This is a genomic window from Candidatus Dadabacteria bacterium, assembly GCA_026705445.1.
Classification (GTDB): Bacteria; Desulfobacterota_D; UBA1144; order Nemesobacterales; family Nemesobacteraceae; genus Nemesobacter.
Genome location: JAPPAR010000013.1, coordinates 65,760 through 88,040, shown reverse-complemented (window position 1 = coordinate 88,040; position 22,281 = coordinate 65,760). Strand labels below are relative to the sequence as shown.

General features: G+C 50.7%; 20 protein-coding genes. 11 read left to right on the top strand and 9 right to left on the bottom strand.

Annotated features, from left to right (window positions below; all coding sequences use genetic code 11):
- The first annotated feature begins 38 nt into the window (after positions 1-38).
- Positions 39-2,165, top strand: a complete 2,127-nt coding sequence (locus OXG75_03115; protein MCY3624980.1) for a nitrite reductase — start codon at positions 39-41, stop codon at positions 2,163-2,165.
- 18 nt (positions 2,166-2,183) lie between these two features.
- Here the strand turns inward: OXG75_03115 and OXG75_03110 are convergent, their stop codons facing one another.
- Positions 2,184-2,618, bottom strand: coding sequence for a CBS domain-containing protein (locus tag OXG75_03110; protein MCY3624979.1), 435 nt, complete (start codon positions 2,616-2,618; stop codon positions 2,184-2,186).
- Positions 2,619-2,875: 257 nt separating this feature from the next.
- On the opposite strand from OXG75_03110, the gene rpiA reads away from it, so the two are divergent.
- Positions 2,876-3,577 (top strand): ribose-5-phosphate isomerase RpiA, encoded by a 702-nt coding sequence (rpiA, locus tag OXG75_03105; protein MCY3624978.1) that lies wholly within the window; start codon positions 2,876-2,878, stop codon positions 3,575-3,577.
- 132 nt (positions 3,578-3,709) lie between these two features.
- Here rpiA and OXG75_03100 read toward each other — a convergent pair whose 3' ends face one another.
- Positions 3,710-5,425 (bottom strand): hypothetical protein, encoded by a 1,716-nt coding sequence (locus OXG75_03100; GenBank protein MCY3624977.1) that lies wholly within the window; start codon positions 5,423-5,425, stop codon positions 3,710-3,712.
- 4 nt (positions 5,426-5,429) lie between these two features.
- A complete protein-coding gene (gene tkt, locus OXG75_03095; protein MCY3624976.1) occupies positions 5,430-7,460 on the bottom strand; it encodes a transketolase in 2,031 nt (676 codons plus the stop codon).
- 173 nt (positions 7,461-7,633) lie between these two features.
- Between tkt and OXG75_03090 the strand changes: the two genes are divergently transcribed.
- The 5 genes from OXG75_03090 to OXG75_03070 all read left to right on the top strand — a co-directional run bounded on the left by OXG75_03090 (position 7,634) and on the right by OXG75_03070 (position 11,689).
- Complete coding sequence (locus OXG75_03090; GenBank protein ID MCY3624975.1) at positions 7,634-8,347, top strand: SDR family oxidoreductase; 714 nt, start codon at positions 7,634-7,636, stop codon at positions 8,345-8,347.
- Between the two features lie 4 nt (positions 8,348-8,351).
- On the top strand, positions 8,352-8,699 hold the full coding sequence (folB, locus tag OXG75_03085) for a dihydroneopterin aldolase (GenBank protein MCY3624974.1): 348 nt from the start codon (positions 8,352-8,354) through the stop codon (positions 8,697-8,699).
- Between the two features lie 205 nt (positions 8,700-8,904).
- Positions 8,905-9,315 carry a 2-amino-4-hydroxy-6-hydroxymethyldihydropteridine diphosphokinase gene (folK, locus tag OXG75_03080; GenBank protein ID MCY3624973.1) on the top strand — a complete coding sequence of 137 codons (411 nt, stop codon included), beginning with the start codon at positions 8,905-8,907 and terminating at the stop codon, positions 9,313-9,315.
- A 55-nt stretch (positions 9,316-9,370) separates the two neighbouring features.
- Positions 9,371-9,850: a hypoxanthine phosphoribosyltransferase gene (gene hpt, locus OXG75_03075; GenBank protein ID MCY3624972.1), complete on the top strand. Its 480-nt coding sequence runs from the start codon at positions 9,371-9,373 to the stop codon at positions 9,848-9,850.
- A 39-nt stretch (positions 9,851-9,889) separates the two neighbouring features.
- Positions 9,890-11,689, top strand: a complete 1,800-nt coding sequence (locus OXG75_03070) for a M3 family oligoendopeptidase (GenBank protein ID MCY3624971.1) — start codon at positions 9,890-9,892, stop codon at positions 11,687-11,689.
- A 6-nt stretch (positions 11,690-11,695) separates the two neighbouring features.
- On the opposite strand, the gene OXG75_03065 is transcribed toward OXG75_03070, so the two are convergent.
- Positions 11,696-12,541 carry a transposase gene (locus tag OXG75_03065; protein ID MCY3624970.1) on the bottom strand — a complete coding sequence of 282 codons (846 nt, stop codon included), beginning with the start codon at positions 12,539-12,541 and terminating at the stop codon, positions 11,696-11,698.
- A 65-nt stretch (positions 12,542-12,606) separates the two neighbouring features.
- Positions 12,607-13,575, bottom strand: a complete 969-nt coding sequence (locus OXG75_03060) for an LLM class flavin-dependent oxidoreductase (GenBank protein MCY3624969.1) — start codon at positions 13,573-13,575, stop codon at positions 12,607-12,609.
- Positions 13,576-13,795: 220 nt separating this feature from the next.
- Between OXG75_03060 and OXG75_03055 the strand changes: the two genes are divergently transcribed.
- The 3 genes from OXG75_03055 (at position 13,796) to OXG75_03045 (ending at position 16,403) form a co-directional block, all read left to right on the top strand.
- Positions 13,796-15,010 (top strand): acyl-CoA dehydrogenase family protein, encoded by a 1,215-nt coding sequence (locus OXG75_03055; GenBank protein MCY3624968.1) that lies wholly within the window; start codon positions 13,796-13,798, stop codon positions 15,008-15,010.
- A gap of 82 nt (positions 15,011-15,092) precedes the next feature.
- Positions 15,093-15,647 carry a methylated-DNA--[protein]-cysteine S-methyltransferase gene (locus OXG75_03050; GenBank protein ID MCY3624967.1) on the top strand — a complete coding sequence of 185 codons (555 nt, stop codon included), beginning with the start codon at positions 15,093-15,095 and terminating at the stop codon, positions 15,645-15,647.
- 27 nt (positions 15,648-15,674) lie between these two features.
- Positions 15,675-16,403, top strand: a complete 729-nt coding sequence (locus OXG75_03045; protein MCY3624966.1) for a hypothetical protein — start codon at positions 15,675-15,677, stop codon at positions 16,401-16,403.
- A gap of 93 nt (positions 16,404-16,496) precedes the next feature.
- On the opposite strand, the gene OXG75_03040 is transcribed toward OXG75_03045, so the two are convergent.
- Both OXG75_03040 and OXG75_03035 read right to left on the bottom strand, forming a co-directional pair.
- Positions 16,497-17,552 (bottom strand): agmatine deiminase family protein, encoded by a 1,056-nt coding sequence (locus OXG75_03040; GenBank protein MCY3624965.1) that lies wholly within the window; start codon positions 17,550-17,552, stop codon positions 16,497-16,499.
- Between the two features lie 2 nt (positions 17,553-17,554).
- Positions 17,555-18,451, bottom strand: coding sequence for a carbon-nitrogen hydrolase (locus OXG75_03035; GenBank protein MCY3624964.1), 897 nt, complete (start codon positions 18,449-18,451; stop codon positions 17,555-17,557).
- A 300-nt stretch (positions 18,452-18,751) separates the two neighbouring features.
- On the opposite strand from OXG75_03035, the gene OXG75_03030 reads away from it, so the two are divergent.
- Positions 18,752-20,266, top strand: coding sequence for a Fic family protein (locus OXG75_03030; protein MCY3624963.1), 1,515 nt, complete (start codon positions 18,752-18,754; stop codon positions 20,264-20,266).
- Positions 20,267-20,334: 68 nt separating this feature from the next.
- Here OXG75_03030 and OXG75_03025 read toward each other — a convergent pair whose 3' ends face one another.
- Both OXG75_03025 and OXG75_03020 read right to left on the bottom strand, forming a co-directional pair.
- Complete coding sequence (locus OXG75_03025; GenBank protein ID MCY3624962.1) at positions 20,335-20,937, bottom strand: DUF3365 domain-containing protein; 603 nt, start codon at positions 20,935-20,937, stop codon at positions 20,335-20,337.
- Positions 20,938-20,942: 5 nt separating this feature from the next.
- Positions 20,943-22,271, bottom strand: a complete 1,329-nt coding sequence (locus tag OXG75_03020; protein ID MCY3624961.1) for an NrfA- nitrite reduction protein — start codon at positions 22,269-22,271, stop codon at positions 20,943-20,945.
- Positions 22,272-22,281 lie beyond the last annotated feature (10 nt).

Here is a 22,281-nt window from a genome sequence, read left to right as displayed (position 1 = left end):
GGAGATATAAAAGATTTTATGTTACGGAGCTAGAAAACATGGATGAAGAAACGCAAACTCTGCCCAAACTTGTAGCGGATGAGATCGACGAATTCGAACAGCAGGTCTCCGACTACATGAACGGGAAGATAAGCGAGGTTAAATTCCAGAAGATAAGACTCCAGCTGGGGGTGTACGCACAGCGCCAGGAAGGAGTCCAGATGCAGAGGATAAAGATTCCCTACGGGAAACTGAGTTCCGCTCAACTGAGAAAACTCGCGGACGTTTCGGACAAGTACGCAAGTGGCTTCTTTCACCTTACGACCCGCCAGGACGCTCAGCTTTACTACGTCAACCTTGAAACAGTTCCCGACATGATGAGGGATCTTGCAAGTGCGGGGATCACAACTCGTGAGGCCTGCGGCAACACAATAAGGAACGTCACGGCTTCCCCGATAACCGGGGCTTCGCCTACGGAAACCTTTGACGTGACTCCTTACGCCGAGGCGTTTAAGCAGTTTATGCTCCGAAACCCCATATGCCAGAACATGGGAAGGAAATTCAAGGTCTGCTTTGAGAGCAATCCGGATGTCGACAACGCGGGAATCCGCATCCATGATCTGGGCTTTCGCGCCAGAGTAAGGGAAGAGGATGGAAAGCACGGCTTTCAGGTCTACGTCGGTGGGGGGCTCGGCGCTTCGCCTTCGCTCGGACATCTCTGGACGGAGTTCATGCCGGTTGAGGAGATGATACCTTTTTCGGCTTCGGTAGTCAGGATCTTTGACAGGTACGGCGAGAGAAAGGTTAGGATGAAGGCCAGAATGAAGTTTCTTGTGAGGAAACTTGGCTTTGAGAAGTTCAGAGAGGTAGTCGAGCAGGAAAGGGCTTCGCTTGAGGTCGATCCTTCGTGGAACGACTATCTTGAGGCAATCGACTGGGAGCACGAAACTCCCAAGCCGAACGGACACGATCTTCCGGACGCTCCTGGCTGGGTAGAGGATGACCCGGATTTTGCGGAGTGGCGCCAAAAGAATGTTTCCCCGGCGGGGGTCGAGGGATATTCAATCGTTAACGTGAGAGTGCTTCTGGGAGACGTTCCGGCCGATACCGCAAGAGCGCTTGCGGACATGATAGACACCCATGCAGACGGTTCCATACGGATAACTATCCAGCAGAATTTCGTGATTAGGTGGGTTCCCGATCAATCCATTCCCTCGCTTTACGCCGACCTTAAAGATGCGGGCATTTCTGATTCGGGCGCGGACACTTTCGAAGATGTAACCGCCTGCCCGGGCGCCGATACCTGCCGTTTGGGCATCACTTCGGCCAAGGGCCTTGCGACGAAGCTTACCAGCATGATGGATAACGGTCTTGGAAAATACAAGGAGACTCTTGGGGATCTCAGGATCAAGATATCCGGCTGCCCCAACGCTTGCGCTCAGCATGTTTCGGCCAGCATAGGGTTCCAGGGAGCGTCCATCACCAGAGAAGGTAGAAGCGTTCCTGCCGAGATGCTTTTCCTCGGCGGAGGATTATACGGAGACGACTCGCGCCTTGCTATGCCAGTCACCAAGATTCCGACCAGAAACGCTCCCAAGGTTGTCCAGAGACTGCTTGAGATATACGAGAGGGAAAAAGAAGATGGCGAGCATTTCGACCTCACGATGAAAAGGCTCGGCGCCAAGTACATCAAGGAAGCGGTCTCCGAGTTCAACGAGATTCCCAAGTACGAGGATGATCCTGATTTTTACACCGACTGGGGACACGAAGAGAAAAAATTCGCCGTTCAGCAGGGAGTAAGAGGAGAGTGCGCGGGGGTTACAGTCGAGGAGAAAATCCCGGTCTTCTCAGACGCAGAAAGGCGTCTTGAGCAGGCCCAGGCTCTTTTTCTCCACGGCGACTACGAGGCATGCATAAACGAGCTTTATCTGGCATGCTCCGACAGTGCCCACGTTCCTCTCTACACCAAGCTTATCGATCCGTTCACTCCGGAGCAGACGATATGGGAGTTTGAAAACCTTATCGTGAGAACCGGGGAGACCGATGAGAAATGGCTTGATGTCTCGCGCAAGTTCAGCGAATACAGGGACGGAGAGACCTCGGCATCAAAAGCTATAGAATTCCTTGAAATCGCCAAGAGTTTCCACTCTGACTGCGAGAAGGTTCAGGAGCAGTTGACTGCGTAAAGCTGGTTCAGGTGTGGCTTAGTAGCCTCCGGTTATATACTTCTTAAGCGCCTCGATCTCGAATTTCTGACGGGAGATAATGTGGTTTATGATGTCGCCGCTTGTCACCATCCCGCAAAGCTTCCCATCTTCTATTACCGGAAGGTGCCTTATCTTGTTTGCCGTCATGATAGCCATGCTTTCCTGAATCGGGTCGTCTGGCGAACCGTAGATCACATCCCTGATCATGAGTTCGCTTATTTTCGTGTTCGCCGATGACCTTCCCTGAAGGATAACCTTCCTCGCGTAGTCGCGCTCGGAGAATATTCCGACGACCTTTTCTCCGTCAAGCACGAGCAGAGCACCTATTTCCTTTTCCGCCATCATCTGAAGGGCTTTATACACGGTTTCATCCGGTCCTATCGACCATACGCTGCTGCCCTTGTGTGTAAGTATGTGTCTTAGATTCTCCATGATGTACTCTGTCTTTTACGTTTCACAACCTATGTTATCAAGTATATAAGTTTCTTTGCGGCAAAACAAACGGTATATGCCCGGAAGGCGGGAGTGGCCGAAGCGAGCTGGGGGTATCGGGAACCGACACTTGCTTTTCGTAGTTGCCTTCAGGATATTTCGTCTCTTTTTTACAGTATCCGGCAATTATTCGTATAGTATTATGTCTGTGTTAATTGTCAGGGTATGCGGGATGACTTTGCTGACTCTTTTTCGAAATGGGTAAGACTGAAGAACTTAAAAAGGCCGCGGGCGTAAGAGCCGTCGATTTCGTGCGTGCGGGAATGCTTGTCGGACTCGGCACCGGGTCGACTGCGGAGTTTGCTATCGAAGAGCTCTCAAAGCGGATAAGAGACGGCCGGATTTCGGACATATCCTGCGTTCCAAGTTCCGAGAGAACGAAAAATTTCGCCGAGGCCATGGACCTCGACCTCGTTGATCTCGATTCGGCAAGAAGGATTGACATTACTATTGACGGAGCGGATGAAATCGATTCCGATTTTAACCTGATAAAAGGGGGTGGAGGAGCCCTTTTAAGGGAGAAGGTTCTCGCCCAGAACAGCAAAAGAAACATAATCGTCGCTGACGAATCGAAGCTCTCGCGGCGGCTTGGAGAGCGTTTTCCCGTTCCCGTCGAGGTGCTTCAGTTTGCCCTTGAAGCTGAAAAGGACTACCTCGAGAGTCTTGGAGGAGAGGTCCGCTTGCGACTCGCTCGCGACGGTTCCCCGTTTTTGACAGATCAGGGCAATCTTATTGTCGACTGGAGCTTTGGAGAGATGGACGACCCCTCTTTTTTCGCCGACCGGTTGTCTGCAAGGGCCGGGATAGTCGAGCACGGTCTTTTCATAGGTACCGCAAGCGATGTCATAGTAGCTTTCTCCCAAGAAGTGAAGCACTTTGTGACAATCTCGGAGGCTTAAGGTTTCCTGAGGATCGTGACGAATATGACCATGGCGGCAACCGAACTCGCAAATTTAAGTGAATTACTTAATTTATTTTTGGTTTTTGCCGCGGATGGTCAATCTTTTTAGTTGCGTTTGCGGTGGAGAGGATCAGACAAAAAACCGGGCGATTCTCTGTATGCTCTCTGAGACATCAGACGTAATGCCGATTCTTACAATGCCCCTTCCCATCTCGTCAAGAGACTTGAAGTCTCCCGTGGCCTGAGCCGTTTTGAGTACTTGGAAGGAGAATACTGATTCTGCGGAACCGACATCATCAGGTATGCACAGGTCGTTTTCGTTCTCGCTTACGATCTGAATGAAAAATCCTTCTCCCGAGTCTCCTTTGTGAAGTTGGCCTGTTGAGTGGAGAAATCTCGGGCCGAAACCCAGAGTTACGGGCACGGATGATATACTTTCGATCTGTGCGCGGAGGGAAAGAAGCTCTTTTGAGTTTTTTTCTGCAGGGTCTACGTAGGCCTGAATCGATATGTAACCTCTTTTTTTTGAAGAGATGATATCTCTTAGTTGCTCTGGGGATTCTATTTTTCTGTTACTTGAGAAAACAAGCCCGTTCTTGGAAAAATCGGGTTCTTTGGATTCAAGTTTCCCCGTTTCCCTGTAGAGCCTGAGAAAACTTCTTGCAAAGGTTTTTGCGGATTCGACATCGGGCTGGTCAAAGGGATTTATTCCCATTATGCTTCCGGCAAGTGCGACGGCAAACTCAAAACGGAAGAGCTCTGCGGCTATCTGGTCGGGACTGTCAACTACTATCTTCACGAAGGGAATCTTGGAGTTCTTGATGCGCGAGGCGACCATATGCACAGTTCTGTCTTCCCTCAGGGAAAGAAGAATGTATGCCCTGTCATCTCCGGGCTGTGGACAATCCGAGACCTCTTCGTCAAGCAGCGGAAGGATGCCGACGCCGTTTTTTCCGGTACTTTCGGCGATCAGTTGCTCCACCCAGTAGCCGAAAGGAAAAAGTTTTTCGGAAAAAACAAAACCCAGCTTGTCTCTTCCTTGTTCGGCCATGACCCCGAGAAATGTCCCCAGGCGAAAGGATGGACTCTCATGGTATTTTCCTCCGACTGAGTTTTCGAGTTCAAGCAGCACGGAAAAGGCCGATTGAAGTATCTTGCGTATATTGACTCCCGCAAGGGATGCGGGAACGAGGCCGAAGTAGGAAAGCGCGCTGAACCTCCCGCCGACATTCGGATCGTTGATAAACACCCTGCTAAAACCATGTTTGTCGGCTGTTTTGATCAGTCCTGAGCCAGGATCCGTTATGCAGATGAAATGTTCTCCCGGGGCCCCGGTTTTTCTCTCGAGTTCGCCGTAAAAGTATTTCATGAGGGAAACGGTTTCCACGGTCGAACCTGATTTTGAGGAGACTACGAAGAGAGTTCTAAGAAGGTCTATGCTTTCCCGGGTCTTAAGAATGAAGTCGGGATCCGTAGTGTCAAGAAGAGTGAGGCGCAAAAAGCCGTCGCGGAGGGTGAATATGTTTCTGAACACCTCGGAAGAGAGACTTGAGCCCCCCATGCCTAAAACAACAACTTCGGTGAACCCTTTTTTCCTTATCGATTCTGAGAAGTCGTCTATTTCATTTATTACCGCGAGCATCTGCTTCGGAAGATGGACCCAGCCGAGGCGATTCGTGATCTCGGAAGGATTATCTGCCCAGAGCAGGTGATCGTATTCGAAGAATCTTTCGGCAAAGCGGTTTTTCTCAAGTTCGAGGAGTTGGGATTGGATTATGCTTCCGTAATCGCCCGCGTATTCGGTGTAGTTTGGTGACTCCGAACCGGCTTTGTTTTCAGTGGACACGGCACTAGTTACCAAGCAGCTTGAGGCATTCCTTTAGGATGGTGTCCGCGTTAAAGCCGAAGTTGTTCATCACGTCTTGGTATGGCGCGGACTCTCCGAAGCAGTCTATTCCGTAGACCTTGGCATCGGGACCCGATCCCGTGAATTTTTCCCATCCGAACGTTGCTCCGGCCTCGACACTTAGCCTTGTTTCGACAGAAGGCGGCAGGATGCTGTCTTTGTACTTCTGGGGCTGAGCTTCGAAAAGACTCCAGCACGGGAGGCTCACGACTCTCGGATTTTTCTCCATCTCGCGCAGTTTTTCATAAACTTCGAGACAGATGTGAACCTCAGAACCCGTGGATATCAGAATGATGTCAGGTGTGCCCTTTGAGTCCGCAAGTACATAACCCCCCGCGAGCGCTCCATCGGCCGCGGCGTAGCGGTCCCTGTCTATTATCGGAACGTTCTGTCTTGTGAGAACGAACGCGGCGGGACGATCAGAAAGCCCCATCACGTGTTTCCAAAGAATCGCAAGCTCGTTCGCGTCGCAGGGACGGATGACATCGATATTGGGTGTGACTCTGAGGGCCGCCAGATGCTCTATGGGTTGATGAGTGGGTCCGTCCTCGCCAACTCCTATGCTGTCATGAGTGAAAATGTAGATTACGGGAAGTTTCATCAGCGCCGCAAGTCTTATCGAGGGTTTCATGTAGTCGGCAAACACAAAGTAGGTCGAGGCGTATGCTCTGAGTCCGCTGAGACACATGCCGCTTGCTATCGCGGCCATTGAATGTTCCCTGACTCCGAAATGAAAGTTTCTTCCCTCGCGGTCCTCGGCGGAAAAGCTCGTCGTACACTTAATATAGGTTTTAGTTGAGGAGCCTACATCCGCGGCACCGCCCATGAACCACGGCACTTTTTTTCCTATGGCGTTAATTATGCTTGAGTTCGCGGAACGGGTAGCAACCGGATCTGCGGGATAGGGAAAAGACGGGATATCGCTGTCCCACCCCTCAGGCAGCTTCTTTTTATCAAGCATCTCAAAGTCGTGAGCAAGTTCCGGATATTCGTTTGAATACTTACTGAAATTCTCCTTCCAGGCCGCTTCGGCATCGTTTCCTCTGGCGACTGCTTCTTTCATGTAGGAGAGAATCTCTTCGGGGACGTGAAAGTTCCCCGGGGCGTCCCATCCGTAAAATTCCTTCGCCAGCCTGACTTCCTCCTCTCCAAGCGGCGATCCGTGGGCCTCGCACGTGTTCTGCTTGTTGGGGCTTCCGTAGGCTATCTGGCTTTTCAATATTACAATGGAAGGCCTTTTGGTTTCGGATCGTGCACGATCTAGGGCTTTTTCAATTTCCTCAAGATTGTTTGCATCCGAGACTTTCTCCACGTGCCAGTTGTAGGAACCAAACCGCATTTCCGTGTCCTCGGAATACGCAAGCGAGGTGCTGCCCTCGATAGTTATACTGTTGCTGTCGTATATCCAGATCAGATTTCCAAGCCCCAGATGTCCTGCTATGGATGCGGCTTCTGAGGAAATTCCTTCCATCATGTCCCCGTCGCTGCAGATTGAATACACATGATGATTTATTATGTCGTAGCCGGGACGGTTAAAGTGCTCCGAAAGCCATTTGCTTGCTATGGCCATTCCAACCGAATTCGATACTCCCTGCCCCAGAGGCCCTGTAGTAGTCTCGACTCCAGCCGTGATTCCCACTTCGGGATGACCGGGACAGCGGCTGTGGAGGCTTCGGAATTTCTTTATATCGTCAATCGGGATGTCGTATCCGTTTACGTAAAGGGCGGCGTAGAGAAGCATGGAAGCGTGACCGGCGGAAAGGATGAAGCGGTCGCGGTTGGGCCAACTCGGGTTCTCTGGATTGTGCCTTAAGAACTTGTCGAAAAGTACGAAAGCCGTGGGAGCCAGAGCCATCGGGGTTCCCGGATGGCCGGACTTCGCTTTTTCCACGGCGTCCATCGCAAGCGTTCTTATACAGTTGATTACAAGGTTCTCCAATTCTTCATCCTCGGGGAGAAATCCGTACGCAAACATTAAAGATCCGCGGCAGCGCGCGTCGGATTCATATGAAACGACGGCCGGGGTTTCGCTTTCGCGGGCCGTTTTTAAATTTACTTATAATAAACAATGGGAATAATATATCAACATATACTCAGAGGCGGTTTTTGCAGCGTGTGCTATATGAAAACCGTTGTTTCCCGTGTGAAATGAAAAAGACAGCTTTGGTTACAGGCGGGGCGGTGAGAATAGGAAAGGAGATATCCCTGAATCTCGCCCGGAAGGGCTACTATATCGCCCTTCACTACAATTCCTCCGAAAAAGAGGCCCTGGCTACAAGGGAGCTTATTCTCAGGACCGGTGTTGAATGCGAGCTTTTCAGGTGCGACCTTTCATCACCTGATGACGCAAAAGAGCTTGTCCCGAAAGTCACGGAAAGCTTCGGGGGGCTATGTGTTCTTGTTAACAACGCCTCAATTTTCGAGAATGTCGGATTCCGTGACGTGACCCCCGAATTTCTTGAAACCGATATGGCTACAAACTTCAAGGCACCTTTTTTCCTCTCCCAGTCTTTTTCCACTGAGACAAGCGGAGGGCTTATCGTTAATTTCCTTGACACGAGAGTCAGAAAAAATTCCGTTGAGCATTTTTGCTACAACCTGAGCAAGAAATGCCTTTATCACTTGACGAAAATGCTCGCAAGAGAACTCGCTCCCGATTTTCGGGTAAACGCCGTGTGCCCAGGGGCCGTTCTCGCTCCCCCGGGGTTCGGGGATGACTATCTTCACAAGATGGCGCGGGGAGCTCCGATGAAGCGTCCGGGCTCTGTTGAGGATATAATTAGCGCGTTTAACTATCTTTTGGAGAATAATTACGTCACCGGAGAGTGTCTTTTCGTTGACGGAGGCATGAGCCTTACCTGATAAGATGATAATAAAGATCGAAAACCTGAGACTTCGCACTATAATAGGGGTTTATGACTGGGAGAAGGAGAACCGCCAGGACCTGATCATAAACGTCACCATCGATTTTGACGGACGCAAGGCCGTCGAGAGCGACGACATAGATGATACTTTGGACTACAAGGCCATAAACAAAAAGATCATAAGCTTTGTGGAGACAAACGATTTTAACCTGCTTGAGAGAGTCGCCGGGGGTATATGCGATATAGTTTTTGAGGATCCGGCGGTGAGGTGGGCGTCGGTGAAGGTGGAGAAGCCCGGGGCACTTCGCTTTGCTGACTCCGTTTCGGTGACCGAGGCGAGGGAAAGGTAAGCGGGACAGGTGCCGTCTTGCCGGTTTTCTCGGAGACGCAGCGCGGAAGACTTTTCCGCGGTTTTTTAAACCATACTTAACATTCAGCAGGCTAGATGTAAAATACGGTTCCGATTAGGCGCGTATGCCAGCTTAGGTGGCTGAGTGAAATTTGGTCTTGTGGTCTGGGGACCGGTTTGTGAGTGCAAGGAGAAGATATCAGGGCATGAATACGGTTATTATCGGAGTCGGTTCAAACATAGACGCCGAGAGGAACGTAAGTGTCGCCAAACGAATGCTCGGGGAGAAACTCAGGGTTCTCGGAGAATCGAAGTTCGTGAGAACCAAGCCCATAGGATCCCGTGAGCAGCAGGATTTTCTAAACGGTTCCTTGCTGATAAAAACCCGTCTTGGCTGCAAGCAACTGAAAACCCTGCTCAAGGGAGTAGAGGTTTCCCTCGGGAGAGGTGTCGGGGAGGATCGCTACGGCCCGAGAAAAATGGACCTAGATATACTCGTATGGAACGGAGAGATTGTCGACCCCGACGTTTACCAGCGGGAATTTCTTCGCCGTTCCGTGATCGAACTTTGTCCTGAACTTGAAAAAACTTTGAAGGAGGGGCGAGGTACTGTCTGAAGAAACTGAAATTCTAGAAGGCGTCGCGCTTAAAAAGTTTCTCTTAAAAAACGACATAAAAACCGCCGTTTCTAGGCTCGCCAAGCAAATTTCGGGGGACTACGAGGGAAAAACTCCCGTTGCGGTCTGCGTTCTTAAAGGGGCGCGTCCTTTTTTTGAAGACCTCCTGGCGCAGATAACCGTGATGGTCGAAAGGCAGTTTCTCAGGGTTTCAAGTTACAGAGAGGGAACGCGGCCTAGGCGCCTCAAGCTCTTGAGGGATATTGAATGCGAAGTGGAGGGCAGGGACGTTATAATAATTGAAGATATAATTGACACTTCGGAGACGGCGAAGTTTATCCTGCAGCACATAGAGTCTAAAAACCCGGATTCGCTTCGGATATGCGCGCTTATAGACAAAAGAGGAAAGGGCGCGACGGGTTCAGAGCCCGATTACACGGGTTTCCAGGTGGATGAAGGGTTTCTCGTGGGCTACGGAATGGACTACATGGAAAAGGGAAGATCGCTTGAGGATATATACCTGCTTCAGGAATAACTTAATTTTTGCTCCCGACAAAGAGCTACGGAGACGGACATGGCGAAAGCAGAAGGCATAAGTTGGGATCTCTCGGACCTTTACGAAGGAATTTCCGACCCACGCGTGGAGAAGGATTTCGAGAGGATATCGGCGCGTGCGGACAGATTTGAAAAAAAGTACAGGGGGAAAATAAAGTCTCCTTCGCTCACCGCCGGGAAGCTCGCGGGAGCGGTGAAGGAGCTTGAGCGCTTGTCGGAAGGAATCGGAAAGATACTTTCCTTCGCTCACCTTCTTTTCGCGGCCGACACCCGGGACCCCAAAAACGGTGCCTTTCGCTCATCAATGCAGCAGAAGGCGACGGAAGTTCAGAAAAAGCTCATTTTCTTTTACGTTGAATGGGTTTCGGTTCCGAAGAAAAGAGCGAAGAAACTTCTTAATAACCCGAAACTTTCGGAATACAGGCATTTTCTCGAGCAGGAAAGACAGTACAGAGACCACACTCTCTCGGAAGCCGAGGAAAAGATACTTCAGGAGAAGTCAAACACCGGGCAGAGGGCGTTTTCAAGGCTTTTTGACGAGGTCGTGAACAATATCCAGTTTCGTGTGAGGCTCTCGGGCAAGATCGAAAGGCTGAACCAGTCCCGGACCCTCTCGCTTCTTTACGACCCGGACAGAAAGAAAAGAAAGGCAGCCTGGTCCGGTCTCACAAGGGGGCTTAAAGAGAACTCCCATGTGCTTACCTACATATTCAACACGCTTGTAAACGACCACTCAATAAATGACAGGCTTAGAAGCTACGAGGATCCTATGTCGGCGCGTCACCTTAGCAACGAGATATCCCACAGTGCCGTGGAAGCCCTGCTTGAATCGTGCGAGCGAAGTTTCGGATTCGTAAAGCGCTACTACGGACTCAAGGGAAAGCTTCTCGGGTACCGAAGATTCTACGACTACGACCGCTATGCTCCCCTGGGTTCGGAGAGGGAGCAGGTCCCATGGGACAGGGCAGAGGAAATCGTGCTTTCTTCGTTCGGTGAATTCTCATCCGAGATGAAAAAGACCGCGTCTTTGTTTTTCGAGAAAAACTGGATAGACGCCGAGCTTCGGGACGGGAAAAGAGGAGGCGCTTTCAGCCACGGTACGGTTCCCGGCGTTCACCCCTATGTTTTTATGAACTACACTGGGAAACCGAGAGACGTGATGATTCTGGCTCACGAGCTAGGCCACGGCGTGCACCAGTATCTTTCGAGACGACAGGGTTATTTCCAAGCCCACACGCCCCTTACCACGGCTGAGACCGCAAGCGTCTTTGCGGAAATGCTCGTGTTTCACCGCCTCAAGGAGGAAGAGACGCGAAGGGAAGGCAGGATGGTTCTGGTAGCGGAAAAACTCGAGGACATAATGGCCACGGTCTTCAGACAGGCGGTGCTTACAAGGTTTGAGCAGAGCCTGCACAGCGAAAGAAGAGATCAAGGGGAGCTTACGACCGCAAGAATAAGCGAACTCTGGATCGAGGCTAACCGCGAGATGTTCGGAGATTCCGTTACCCTGACTGAGAACTACGCTTACTGGTGGCTTTACATTCCTCATTTCATACACTCTCCCTTTTACTGCTACGCATATTCCTTCGGCGAGTTGCTCACCCTGGCTCTTTACGGAATGTTCTTGGAGCGGGGAAAGTCTTTTGTACCCGGTTACATGGAGCTTCTTCGGTCCGGGGGAAGCGCCTCGCCCGCAGAGCTTCTCTCTGGAGTGGGGGTGGATATAAACAACCCCGGTTTCTGGCAGACGGGACTTGACGTGATAGGTGCGATGGTGGACGAGGTTGAGGAACTCGCAGAGCAGTCCGGACTCGACTGAGGGTTTTTACCGGGAGAGAGAAGAGATTTTCTCGTATTCGCTTACGATCTTGCTCACAACCGAGTAGTGAACTGAGACCGCGTCGGCAACCTCTCTCAGCGTGTAGTCCCCCGTAAGGTAGGTTTTAGCTATCGCTTCCTCTCTTGAGTGTCCGCTTCGCATGAAACCGTCTATCATGCCCGGTACGGGTTTTGTGAGCTGATACTTGGGAATATCCTTTGACCGCGAGTCCCTCTTCGTTTTTTCCTGCACAAGCTCTATGAATCCATCATCGCCGAGATATATCTGCTTTCGGGCTTCCGAGATCACGTCGCGCGAACTATTCTCTTCGAGAAACTCATCAAAGGCGCTTATATCCGAAGAGAATCCTTCTGAGAACCACTCGAGGTCTATGTATCCTGGCGCTTCATCCTTTCCATAAAGGTACCTGCAGCTGCTCCATTTGAACTGGTTGGAATGTTTTACGAAGCCGGCTCGAAGGGGTAGAAGAAAGATATGGGCCATAAGGGGTAGAAGATATTTCTCCCTCTGGACAGCTATGGATTTATATCTTCCCCGGAAAACGTGACCGTCTGTATCGTGCAGCCTGTTTGAACGCTGGGTATAAACGCCGTTTAGCTGTCTTATGGCTTTTGAGAGGTTGGGTTTCGGGGTCTCAATGACCAGATGATACCCGTCGGACATGAGGCAGTAGCCAAAGCAAAGGCATCCGAACCTTCCGCATACCCCCTCGAGGATTTCTATCCAGGCGTTGCCGTCGGCTGAGTTCTGAAAGACGCTCTGCCCTCTGTTCCCGACCGAGGAGACGTAATAGACGGCCCCTGCGTATTCCGGTCTTAGCGGTCTTGCCATGGAAGGAATTATAATGAAGACAGGAAATTATGTCAAGACCTGACCCTTAAGCCCGGATTGTTCTCTCAAGGGGCAAGCGCTTTCATTGCAAAAGCTGTCTGCTCTCTCGAAGCGTTGTAGGGAAACATGAGAATGGGAAGATCAGAGCTCTCGGCGAACTCCCCGAGCTTTGCTCTTCCCTCCTCCGGGGAACCGCTCACGGAAACAAGATCAAGCAGTTCGTCACTTATGCTTTTTATGGCTTCCGCTCTGTTTTCCCGCCAGAGGTTTTTCGCCCTGTCCGCTTCCTCCCCGAATCCGTAACTGCTTACGAGCTTGTGGTAATAATCTCCCATGGAGCATACATAAAGGGCCACGAACTCCCTTACGATTTCTCTTGATTCGCTTCGGTCCTCGGAAACCATCGCCGGAATAAACGGGGCCACGGTTATTTTTCTTCCGCCGGAAGCGAGCACCTTTTTTCTTTCGTTAATAAGGCTCACGGGGCAGAGATAGGGAATCCAGCCGTCAGCGACCCGGGAGGTAAGCTCGATGTTTCTCGGTCCCATGGAAGCAATATATATGGGAATCTCGCTTCGCCGGGGCTTAAAAAGAAGCCTGAAGTTTTTAAGCCTGAAAATCTCCCCCTCATAGTCGACCCTCTTTCCCGCGAGGACCGTCCTTATTATCTCGACGCACTCAAGCGTCCGTCTCAGGGGCCGCTCGAATTTCGTGCCGTGCCAGTATTCGTTGAGGTAAACGCTGCTTATCCCGAGTCCGAGGATGAATCTTTCCCCGCAGTACTCATCCACGGTGGCCGCCGTCTGCGCTATGAGTGCCGGAGACCTGCTGTAAACGGAGATGATACCGGTGGCCAGATTTATCCTTTCTGTGACCGCCGCCATGTGGGATATTAAGGAAAATGCGTCCCGTCCCCACATTTCGGGAACCCAGATGGAGTGATAGCCCAAGTCTTCTGCCAGTTTCGAAAAATAGGTGAGATCATCTTTTTTTACGTCGGCCCAGTACGGTACGACAATTCCGGTAATAGACAACTGGTTCCTCCCAAGTGCTGCGGATTTGCTCAGATTCATTCTACTTGAGAGCGAAGACCGTGAGAAGCGCGGAGCATCTAGGGTTCTTATTTTTGCTTCCGGGTACCGGTTCTCCTGAGACGCTTTTAACGTTCATCCGATAAGTTGGTTAAACTATTTAAACAACATCTGCCCGTCTGTCCTCGCAGAAATACAATTCTTTACTACGGGAGTTAGCAGAATGCGCAAATTACCCCAGAGAATGCAGACAAAGCTCTACAAAGAGCATCTTTTTCCCGAAGAAACGAGAGAAATCAGGAAGAAAGTGAGGGATTTTGCCGAAAAAGAGGTTCTTCCGATTGCTAGGGACATAGGAGAGAAAAGCGAGAGAAATGAGAATTTTCCCCGTGATCTTTTCAGGAAAATGGCCGCAGAGGGGCTTTTCCGGATCCCGTATTCAAAAAAGGACGGGGGACTGGGTCTTTCCCACCCCGCATGCGCGGCAGCGGTTATGGCGGAGGAACTTGCCTACATAAGCGCGAGCGTCGCGGGAACGATAAATGCCCACTTTTTGCTTTCCGGAAAAACTTTGGCTATGGGGTCCCCCCACATAAAGGAAAAATATCTCGCTGCGGCTCTTGATGGAACCTCGGTGGCGTCATTTGCGATGACGGAGCCCCAGTCGGGTTCTGACGTAAGGACCGAGTCTCTTGTAACGAAAGCCCGCAGGAAGGGCAAAAAATACATTGTAAACGGCCGCAAGCGCTACATAACCAACGCCGGGGTAGCTGATTTCGTTACTCTGCTAGCCTCAGCGGGGGACAAGTCCGTAATGATAGTGGTTGATCTTGATTCGCCGGGTTGTTCCGTGAGTCCCCCGGATAAGAAACTCGGAAACAGGGGAGAACTTACCTACGACATATACCTTGAAGATGTGGAGGTGCCCCGGGAAAACCTAATAGGGAAGGAAGGAGATGGCCTTCGGGTCGCCGTTAATTCCCTTCTTTACGGAAGGACGGGAATCGGGGCAAGCGGGGTGGGGATGGCGCAGTCGGCGTTCGATGAATGCGTGGAGTTCATGAACGAGAGGGAGGCTTTCGGAAAAAAGATAGCCGATTTTCAGTACTGGCAGTTTTTGCTGGCGCAGAGGGCTGTTGAAATAGAAAACGCTAGGAACCTGTATCTGAAGGCCGCGCTCTGCCTTGACAATGGGGACCCTTTCCCGACTTTCGAGACATCCGCCGCCAAGTACTACGGCTCGGAGATAAGTGTTACCATGGCCCGCGACGCCGTTCAGATATTCGGAGGTCTCGGGCTTATGGTGGAACTTGCCCACGATTCTTCCACCTACAAGGTTGAGGAGATCTACAGAGATTCCAAGGTCGGGGAGATATACGAAGGCACAAACGAGATACACAAGATGATAATAGCGAGATCAATTTTCGGAAGGAGGTAGTTTTGCTTTGCAGTCGATAAATGGGAAAACCCACGATAATGGAGTCTTGAAAAGCTTTCCGGACCACTTATGGCGGGGTATTGTGGTTAACACGAAAGAGATTTCTTCCGGGAAAAAGAAAAAAACCAGGTCCGGGATGCGCATTATCTACGGGATCCACGGCACTCCGTTTGGAAAATGTCTTATCGGGATATGCGAAGAAGCTATATGCCATATGAGTTTTTTCCGCACTGATCCTGAAAGCCACTTGAAAGAATTCAGGAAGGCATGGCCGAACCCGAAGAACCGAAGGGATGACGAAAAAACGGCCGAAGTATTGCGGAACTTGCTGTTTTCCCCGGGAAGACGGCCTCCGGAGATACTGCTCCTAGGAACACGGTTTCAGCTGAAGGTATGGGAAAAGCTGATGGAGGTCCGAGAGGGTGAGACCTTGTCCTATTCAGAACTTGCGGAGTCGGCAGGAGTGCCCACTGCAGTAAGGGCCGTCTCAAATGCCGTGGCGGGAAATCCGATTGCTTATTTGGTGCCTTGCCACCGTATTATAGGAAAGACGGGGGATCTTCACGGCTACCGCTGGGGGCTTGACGTAAAAAGGGCGATTCTTGAGTACGAAGGGTTTAAATTTAACGGATTATAATCTTCTGTGGAACTGGAGAGTGTTGTAATGAGAAGCTTTCCAACTCACGTACAAGAAAAACTAAAATACTATGTCTATCGTCTAATCGACCCGAGGAACGGTTCCACCTTCTACATCGGCAAGGGTAAGGGTAACCGCGTCTTCTATCACGCCACACTTGCCGACAACTCCCCCGATTTCAAGGATGGGGAGATTCCGTGTGCGGACCGGATCAGGGAGATCAAAAGCGTCAATCTCGAACCGACCCATATCATTCACCGACACGGCATGTCGGAAAGGGAAGCATTTGAGGTCGAAGCAGCCCTGATCGATGTGTTCGATGGACAACTCACGAACGTCGCCACTGGTCACGGATCTCACGACAGGGGGCCGGCACACGTCCAACAACTGGTCGAGGACTATGGCGCTGAGGCCATCGAGTTCAAACGGAAAGACAAGATAATAGTGATCAAGATCAGGTCGGAGACGCAGTGTCGACTCGGAACCTACTCGGCTGTCAGGGCTTCTTGGAAAGTGAACTTGAGTAGGGCTCAACGGGCCGAGATCATCCTCGCTACAGTGAACGGGATATGCAGGGGTGTTTACGTCGAATGTAAGTGGCGTGAGTCCAAGGAGTATCCCGGTCCGCCACCTAGGTACGAGTTTGACGGGACCGAGGCGCCGGAAAACATTGCCGACAAGTACTTAAACAAACGTCTACCTGATGAAATGACTCGAAAAGGAGCTGCAAACCCGATTTTCTATACTTATGAGTGAGGGAATCGCATCGCATGCTGTTCAGCGTTAAATATCAATAGGAGATTATAAATCCGAAATTTTGCGACAACGAATTTGATTTGAATTCGTGAGCTAACCAAGAGGCTCTTCTTTTGTCATGCAGTGGATAGCTCCAAATCCCCACACAAGGTCGATGCAGTCAATTCCAACGACATATCTTTTGGGGAAAAGTTCCGACAGTACGCCAAGCGCCTCGCAGTCTTTCGGATCGTTATAGATGGGGACGAGAACTTTTTCGTTTGAGACGTAGAAATTGGCGTAAGTTGCCGGAAGTCTCTCGCCGTCGAAAAAAAGCGGTGATGGCATCGGGAGGGGGACGATTTCAATTTTTCCTCCGTCCTCAAGCTCTAGGTCTTGGAGTATCTCAAGGTTTTCGCGAAGCGGGCGGTAATTCGGGTCTCGAGCGCTGTTCTCAAGGCATAAGACAACCGTGCTGGGACCCGTAAACCTGCATATATCGTCAACATGGCCGTTTGTATCATCTCCCTCTATGCCTCCGTTAAGCCAGAGAACGTTCGTTGCGCCGAAATACTCAGAGAACACCGCCTTGTAGTCGTTTTTCCCGAAAGAAGGATTCCTTGCCTGTTTGTCCGTACTTAGAAGACACTGCTTAGTTGTTATTAGGGAACCCTCTCCGTTTACGTCAATGCTTCCGCCCTCAAGAATGATTTTCTTTCCAACACATGCGGGGGTTTCTGAGTCAAGACGAAGAGACTCGGCCACAAACCCCGGAATCATGTCGTCGTTTTCCCAATCTGGGTACTTAGCCCATCCGTTAAATCCGAAATCAAGCACGCTCAGCCCCCCGGAACCATCTCTTACGAAGAAGGGGCCGGAATCCCGTATCCAGGATCTGTCTGTGGGGCACTCGTAGAACTCCACGTTGCCAAGATCAGTTAATTCTTCCCTGAGAACTCCCTCGGCCCGCTTCTGTGTTCCTCCGGGGTCAACTATTATTCTCACCTTCTCTGACTCTGATAGGTGGCTTACGATTTCGCGGTAAACCTTCTTGATCCCCGAGAATTTTCCCGGCCAATCGCTTACGTTCTGCGGCCACACAAGCCAGGTGGCGTCGTGAGGTTCCCATTCAGCCGGAAGTCTGTAACGAACCGCTGAAGAATCACTCAATTTCAGGTACCGGAATCATTGTCGATAAATCTTTGCCGAAGCTCGGAGTAGGAGTCAATTCTTCGGTCCCGAAGAAAGGGCCAGTTCCTCCTGGTCTCCTCAAGCTTCCTAAGATCGATGTCGGCCAGTATGATCTCGTCTCTCTCGCCGGAAGCTTCGCAAATCACCGTTCCCTGGGGGTCACACACAAAGGAATTTCCCCAGAAATTTATTCCTTCACCGGTCTCTCCCGATTCCTCGAAGCCTACCCTGTTCACGGCTGCGACATAGATTCCATTTGAGACCGCGTGGGCGCGCTGAACAGTCTTCCATGCCCCAAGCTGGGTATTTTTCGAGTGTTCATCCTCGTCCATACGCCACCCTATGGCGGTCGGGTAGAAGATAATGTCCGCCCCCTTGAGCGATACTATGCGTGCCGCTTCGGGATACCACTGGTCCCAGCAAATAAGTGTGCCTATCTTCGCAAAACCGGTTTCAAAACAGGAAAACCCCGTGTCTCCGGGAGCAAAGTAGAACTTCTCGAAATAGCCCGGGTCATCCGGTATGTGCATCTTTCTGTAAATGCCGGAAATCTCTCCCGAGGGATCGATAAGGACAAGGGAGTTGTGATACACGCCGGAGGCCCTTTTCTCAAAAAGCGGGCACACGATGAAAACTCCTCTTTTTTCCGCTTCCCCGCAGAATCTGTCCGTTGTGGGTCCGGGGATGGGTTCGGCGAGATCAAAACAGCCTGTGTCCTCAGATTGGCAGAAGTACCTGGTGAGAAAAAGCTCGGGAAGACAGACTATGTTCGCTCCGAGCGCAGAAGCTTTCTCTACGTTTAATATGGCTTTTTTCAGGTTTTCCTCTTTGTCTTTGTGCACCCGGTTCTGAACAAGGGCGATTTTAAAGCTGTTCATGCGAATACGATAACTCCCAAAGGCGGAGAATAAAAGAAGATGGAACGGCTTCTGTATATGACTTTTTGATTAGGAAACTCGGATTTAATAACTGTTTTATTCGAAAGGCAGTGTCTTTTAATTGTTTTTTTGGTTTAATAATCATTTTTTTAGAAATACTGGAAAAATTAAAAGTTTTATCAAAACTTATGGTTTTTAATAAAAATTTTTTGAAAATAGACAATTTTAAATCATTTATTTTGCAAAAGCCAAATTTTTAATTATATTATGAGGAAAATAACGATTTTATTGGATAAGTCCATGAAAACAAGCGTTTCAAGAATACGGACCGCAGGCTACGCTTGGCTGCTGAGCAGATTTGGATTGACCGCACTGCCCAACTGGCACAGTTCCTTTGTTGCGGCAACCGGTGGTCGGCAGCAGAAAGTACAAGGTGGTAGAGTTGAAGATATTTATTCTCTTCAATACTGGCCTGGTGAAAAAATAGGAGACCATCTGGAATTTGCCTTGAAATATGATGGCGTAAGCCTTAGCTCCTTAAAGGTTGTTTTTGATGCCGTTGCGGAAACTGAGCTTGTCGATTACATCAAATCCAAGCCAACGGGAAAGTATGCTCGTCGCATCTGGTTTTTTTTCGAGTTTTTAACTGGTCGCAGGTTACCCATTGATGATTTGTCCAAGGGGAACTATCTGGAAGCGCTTGAACCGGACATCTATTACACTCTCTCCCAGGGTGAAAAATCTCAAAGACACCGTGTTATCAATAATTTGCTTGGACCAAGGGAATTTTGTCCTATTGTCAGGAAAACGGAGAAGCTTGGAGAAATGGATCAGACTGATTTTCGAGACAGATGCGAGAAGATAGTCGAATCGTATCCTCCGCAACTACTTAGGAGAGTATTAAGTTATCTTTACAGCAAAGAAACCAAATCTTCTTTTGAAATAGAAAACATTAAACCCGGCGCGTCGCGGACCGAAAAATTCATAGCGTCCTTGGAGATGGCGCGACGGCAGGATTTCTGCGACAAGGAGTTGTTAATCGCCCTGCAGAATCGAATTGTCGATCCACGTTTCATAAACGAAGATTATCGAACGGTTCAAAATTATGTAGGTCAGACGATTTCCTATCAAAAAGAGTTAATTCATTATGTGTGTCCCAAGCCGGAAGATCTTCCCGACTTGATGCGGGGGCTCCTGATTTCTCATCGGCTTATGATGACCGGCGGTGTTTCAGCTATTGTTCACGCTGCCGTAGTAGCCTACGGGTTTGTCTTTATTCATCCGTTTGAAGATGGTAACGGTCGAATCCACCGGTTTTTGATCCACAATATTTTTTCCATTCGAGGAATGGTTCCGGAAGGTCTGATGTTTCCCGTGTCTGCTGTAATGCTTAACAATCCGGAAGGCTACGATGATTCTTTAGAGGCATTTTCACTTCCCTTGAACCAACTTGTGGAATACAGTCTGGATGGGCTTGCCCAGATGACCGTCCACAACGATACTGCGTACTGGTATCGTTACATTGATATGACGGCACAAGCGGAAGCTTTGCATGATTTTGTCGTTCAGACCGTTGAGAGCGAACTTGTAGAGGAACTGAACTTCCTTGCTAGCTACGACAGCACTAAAAAGGCGATTCAGGACGTTATCGATATGCCCGACCGCCTGATAGATTTGTTTATCCGGGTATGCCTTGAGAACAAAGGCAGACTGTCTTCGAACAAAAGAAAGTCGCATTTTGATTTCTTAAGCGACGGCGAACTTTTTTTGATGGAAAGTGCCGTCAGGGAAAAATACCGTGCGTTAGCGCAATAGCTTCTGACCGCTAAGGGTGTACCGGCCTTCGAAGTCTCATTCCGTCCGGGTTCCCCGGGCTGTGGTTGTTAACGTTGCGAAAGTGGTATGCGGATGACAACGCCGCCCATGGTCTTGCCAAGCTTGAAATCGCTTCGCGGACTGTCTTTGTGATTGTTATGGCAGTTAATGCATGCGGGAGCCACGGCGACATCCGGGTAGACCGCCGTGAAGAATGTTTTTCCGCCCAGCGTCTCTTCCGCGTAAAAAGGCTTCTGTTTCTTTGCTACCGCTTCAAGCCCTTGCTTTTCCACTTCGGTTTTAGGCGCGTTCTGCTTGTTAACCGGCCAGAGCGAAAGAAGGGAATAGGTGAAAACATCGGTTTTGTCCGAAACCATATTGGCTCCCATGCGGAACATCTGGGCCGGCAGTGGGAGCGCCTTGTCATCTTTCCAGTGCTCGCTCGCCTTGATAACTTTCTCTTCGTCCTGCAGACGATCGACCACTTTGCGGGTGTAGACGGTCCGGTCGGATTCTATGACGGCGTAAAGCGCATCGGCCATCGTTCTGGGAGTGAAGGTAGTGCCGGATTCCTGGTTGTTCCCGCTGCCCCCGCCACTGCCGCCGCATCCTGTTGCCAGGGCGGCCAGAAGAAACCCGCCCAGTGTTAATGTGCGGACAGTTCTGTTCATGATCATCATTTCTTTTTTCTCCTCAGGTCTTCAACCGCCCGCTGCACTGCCATATCGACGCTTTCGACATGGCGGGACGGCTGTCCCTTGAAATTCCGCTCGATGAGGACCGGGTCCGCAAGAGCATCGATCGAAAAAGGAAGTCCGTGACATTTCATGCAGACGCCGCGGATCATCTTCTCGTTCGGCTGCAGGTTCATATTTTGATTATGCTGAACCAAAACCCGTTTGTCATCACTTTTTTTGTGCGTCTCCCGGGGCAGGTGACAGGTGGCGCAACTCACACCGCTTCCCGGGGCTCCGAGGCCGCTTGCCTCCGCCTGCCAGAGTTCGAAGTGTAGGGAATCCTTGTAGGAATTGCTGTGGGTATCTGTGTGACACCCGAGGCAGGAATCCACCGCGGCCTGGGCGGTATCGAATTCATGGGCACCGTGGCACGACGTGCAGCCGAGTTCGCGTTGCGCTGCCTCGGGGTCCATGGGCAGACGTGCGAGCGACGGCGACATGGGCGAGAGGCCCGAGGCAAGGCGCATGCCGTGTTTTCCCGCAAGAAACCCCGAGACTTCGTTTTCATGGCAGGACTCACACGCCTCGTGAGTCAGCGAATCGCTCCACCGTGCTCCGGGGCTCTCACCGACATGGCAGTTTGAGCAGTTGACCCCCGCGCGTGCGTGGACGGTGCCAGCCCATTCGGCAAGCAGAGCCGGGTCGACCTCCCTGTCTGTCGGTGCGTCGTGCTCCCTAGAAGAAAGAAGGGGTCCGACAGCCTCGGGTTCGTCTCTTTCAGCCACAAGCGGCGTTGCAAGCAATCCGGGCTCGTCGCTGTGCTGAAGCAGAAAGTCCTCATAGAGAGCCCTGTTATCGTGGTAGTTGTGACAACCAGCCGCGGCACAGGTGTTGAAGTCCATCTCCGTGTGGGTCGGGCGCTGCTCGGCGATATCAAAGTGGCAGTGAAAGCAGTGATCATCGGGCACCGTGACTCCCATAGTGGTTACCATTTCCGGGTGGTGTTCCACATGGCAGCTTACGCACAGGCGCGCGTTTAGCAATTCAAGCTCCGCTAGGCTACGCGGATCGGTAAATACACTTTCGGCGTGGGAATCATTGGCTATCTCAAGTTCCTTGGCGTGACAATCAATACAGGCTTGCTGTGGAACGCCTTCAAAAGGGATGTGACACGCCTCACACGCAAGTTCGATCTGGTGGTGTCCGTGGGTTGCTTTGCCGGGCAGAAAAGCCTGCTGGTTATCAGTCTGGAGTCGCCAGATGAAGAATCCCGCCAGAAGGAGATTGAGGGAAATCAGAAATCCCCAGAAAATTCGAGCGCGTGTCACAAGTGTATCC

Excerpts from the sequence above, each read along its gene's own strand:
- OXG75_03115 (MCY3624980.1), top strand. The coding sequence starts at position 39 with ATGGATGAAGAAACGCAAACTCTGCCCAAACTTGTAGCGGATGAGATC.
- OXG75_03110 (MCY3624979.1), bottom strand. The coding sequence starts at position 2,618 with ATGGAGAATCTAAGACACATACTTACACACAAGGGCAGCAGCGTATGG.
- rpiA (MCY3624978.1), top strand. The coding sequence starts at position 2,876 with ATGGGTAAGACTGAAGAACTTAAAAAGGCCGCGGGCGTAAGAGCCGTC.
- tkt (MCY3624976.1), bottom strand. The coding sequence starts at position 7,460 with ATGTTTGCGTACGGATTTCTCCCCGAGGATGAAGAATTGGAGAACCTT.
- OXG75_03090 (MCY3624975.1), top strand. The coding sequence starts at position 7,634 with ATGAAAAAGACAGCTTTGGTTACAGGCGGGGCGGTGAGAATAGGAAAG.
- folB (MCY3624974.1), top strand. The coding sequence starts at position 8,352 with ATGATAATAAAGATCGAAAACCTGAGACTTCGCACTATAATAGGGGTT.
- folK (MCY3624973.1), top strand. The coding sequence starts at position 8,905 with ATGAATACGGTTATTATCGGAGTCGGTTCAAACATAGACGCCGAGAGG.
- OXG75_03070 (MCY3624971.1), top strand. The coding sequence starts at position 9,890 with ATGGCGAAAGCAGAAGGCATAAGTTGGGATCTCTCGGACCTTTACGAA.
- OXG75_03065 (MCY3624970.1), bottom strand. The coding sequence starts at position 12,541 with ATGGCAAGACCGCTAAGACCGGAATACGCAGGGGCCGTCTATTACGTC.
- OXG75_03055 (MCY3624968.1), top strand. The coding sequence starts at position 13,796 with ATGCGCAAATTACCCCAGAGAATGCAGACAAAGCTCTACAAAGAGCAT.
- OXG75_03045 (MCY3624966.1), top strand. The coding sequence starts at position 15,675 with ATGAGAAGCTTTCCAACTCACGTACAAGAAAAACTAAAATACTATGTC.
- OXG75_03035 (MCY3624964.1), bottom strand. The coding sequence starts at position 18,451 with ATGAACAGCTTTAAAATCGCCCTTGTTCAGAACCGGGTGCACAAAGAC.
- OXG75_03030 (MCY3624963.1), top strand. The coding sequence starts at position 18,752 with ATGAAAACAAGCGTTTCAAGAATACGGACCGCAGGCTACGCTTGGCTG.
- OXG75_03025 (MCY3624962.1), bottom strand. The coding sequence starts at position 20,937 with ATGAACAGAACTGTCCGCACATTAACACTGGGCGGGTTTCTTCTGGCC.